Source organism: Pseudomonas sp. PS01297, assembly GCF_029959305.1.
GTDB classification, from domain to species: Bacteria; Pseudomonadota; Gammaproteobacteria; order Pseudomonadales; family Pseudomonadaceae; genus Aquipseudomonas; species Aquipseudomonas helleri.
Map to the genome: position 1 here is coordinate 1 of NZ_JASCPQ010000199.1, position 2,578 is coordinate 2,578.

At 51.5% G+C, this 2,578-nt stretch carries 1 rRNA gene; it reads left to right on the forward strand.

The annotated features are described in order from the left end of the window. A 23S ribosomal RNA gene (locus QMX84_RS26235) occupies positions 1 to 2,542 on the forward strand; the annotation flags it as partial. Positions 2,543 to 2,578 lie beyond the last annotated feature (36 nt).

The following is a 2,578-nucleotide window of genomic DNA, read 5'->3' on the forward strand; positions in this document are numbered from 1 at the left end:
CAGTGAAATCGAGTAGGACGGAGCACGAGAAACTTTGTCTGAATATGGGGGGACCATCCTCCAAGGCTAAATACTACTGACTGACCGATAGTGAACTAGTACCGTGAGGGAAAGGCGAAAAGAACCCCGGAGAGGGGAGTGAAATAGATCCTGAAACCGTATGCGTACAAGCAGTGGGAGCCTACTTTGTTAGGTGACTGCGTACCTTTTGTATAATGGGTCAGCGACTTATTTTCAGTGGCAAGCTTAACCGAATAGGGGAGGCGTAGCGAAAGCGAGTCTTAATAGGGCGTCTAGTCGCTGGGAATAGACCCGAAACCGGGCGATCTATCCATGGGCAGGTTGAAGGTTGGGTAACACTAACTGGAGGACCGAACCGACTACCGTTGAAAAGTTAGCGGATGACCTGTGGATCGGAGTGAAAGGCTAATCAAGCTCGGAGATAGCTGGTTCTCCTCGAAAGCTATTTAGGTAGCGCCTCATGTATCACTGTAGGGGGTAGAGCACTGTTTCGGCTAGGGGGTCATCCCGACTTACCAAACCGATGCAAACTCCGAATACCTACAAGTGCCGAGCATGGGAGACACACGGCGGGTGCTAACGTCCGTCGTGAAAAGGGAAACAACCCAGACCGTCAGCTAAGGTCCCAAAGTTATGGTTAAGTGGGAAACGATGTGGGAAGGCTTAGACAGCTAGGAGGTTGGCTTAGAAGCAGCCACCCTTTAAAGAAAGCGTAATAGCTCACTAGTCGAGTCGGCCTGCGCGGAAGATTTAACGGGGCTCAAACCATACACCGAAGCTACGGGTATCACTTAGGTGATGCGGTAGAGGAGCGTTCTGTAAGCCTGTGAAGGTGAGTTGAGAAGCTTGCTGGAGGTATCAGAAGTGCGAATGCTGACATGAGTAACGACAATGGGTGTGAAAAACACCCACGCCGAAAGACCAAGGTTTCCTGCGCAACGTTAATCGACGCAGGGTTAGTCGGTCCCTAAGGCGAGGCTGAAAAGCGTAGTCGATGGAAAACAGGTTAATATTCCTGTACTTCTGGTTATTGCGATGGAGGGACGGAGAAGGCTAGGCCAGCTTGGCGTTGGTTGTCCAAGTTTAAGGTGGTAGGCTGGAATCTTAGGTAAATCCGGGATTCTAAGGCCGAGAGCTGATGACGAGTTATCTTTTAGATAACGAAGTGGTTGATGCCATGCTTCCAAGAAAAGCTTCTAAGCTTCAGATAACCAGGAACCGTACCCCAAACCGACACAGGTGGTTGGGTAGAGAATACCAAGGCGCTTGAGAGAACTCGGGTGAAGGAACTAGGCAAAATGGCACCGTAACTTCGGGAGAAGGTGCGCCGATGAGGGTGAAGCATTTACTGCGTAAGCTCACGTCGGTCGAAGATACCAGGCCGCTGCGACTGTTTATTAAAAACACAGCACTCTGCAAACACGAAAGTGGACGTATAGGGTGTGACGCCTGCCCGGTGCCGGAAGGTTAATTGATGGGGTTAGCTAACGCGAAGCTCTTGATCGAAGCCCCGGTAAACGGCGGCCGTAACTATAACGGTCCTAAGGTAGCGAAATTCCTTGTCGGGTAAGTTCCGACCTGCACGAATGGCGTAACGATGGCGGCGCTGTCTCCACCCGAGACTCAGTGAAATTGAAATCGCTGTGAAGATGCAGTGTATCCGCGGCTAGACGGAAAGACCCCGTGAACCTTTACTATAGCTTTGCACTGGACTTTGAATTTGCTTGTGTAGGATAGGTGGGAGGCTTTGAAGCGTGAACGCCAGTTTGCGTGGAGCCATCCTTGAAATACCACCCTGGCAACTTTGAGGTTCTAACTCAGGTCCGTTATCCGGATCGAGGACAGTGTATGGTGGGTAGTTTGACTGGGGCGGTCTCCTCCTAAAGAGTAACGGAGGAGTACGAAGGTGCGCTCAGACCGGTCGGAAATCGGTCGTAGAGTATAAAGGCAAAAGCGCGCTTGACTGCGAGACAGACACGTCGAGCAGGTACGAAAGTAGGTCTTAGTGATCCGGTGGTTCTGTATGGAAGGGCCATCGCTCAACGGATAAAAGGTACTCCGGGGATAACAGGCTGATACCGCCCAAGAGTTCATATCGACGGCGGTGTTTGGCACCTCGATGTCGGCTCATCACATCCTGGGGCTGAAGCCGGTCCCAAGGGTATGGCTGTTCGCCATTTAAAGTGGTACGCGAGCTGGGTTTAGAACGTCGTGAGACAGTTCGGTCCCTATCTGCCGTGGACGTTTGAGATTTGAGAGGGGCTGCTCCTAGTACGAGAGGACCGGAGTGGACGAACCTCTGGTGTTCCGGTTGTCACGCCAGTGGCATTGCCGGGTAGCTATGTTCGGGAAAGATAACCGCTGAAAGCATCTAAGCGGGAAACTTGCCTCAAGATGAGATCTCACTGGAACCTTGAGTTCCCTAAAGGGCCGTCGAAGACTACGACGTTGATAGGTTGGGTGTGTAAGCGCTGTGAGGCGTTGAGCTAACCAATACTAATTGCCCGTGAGGCTTGACCATATAACACCCAAGCAATTTGAGTAGGCTTTGTAACCA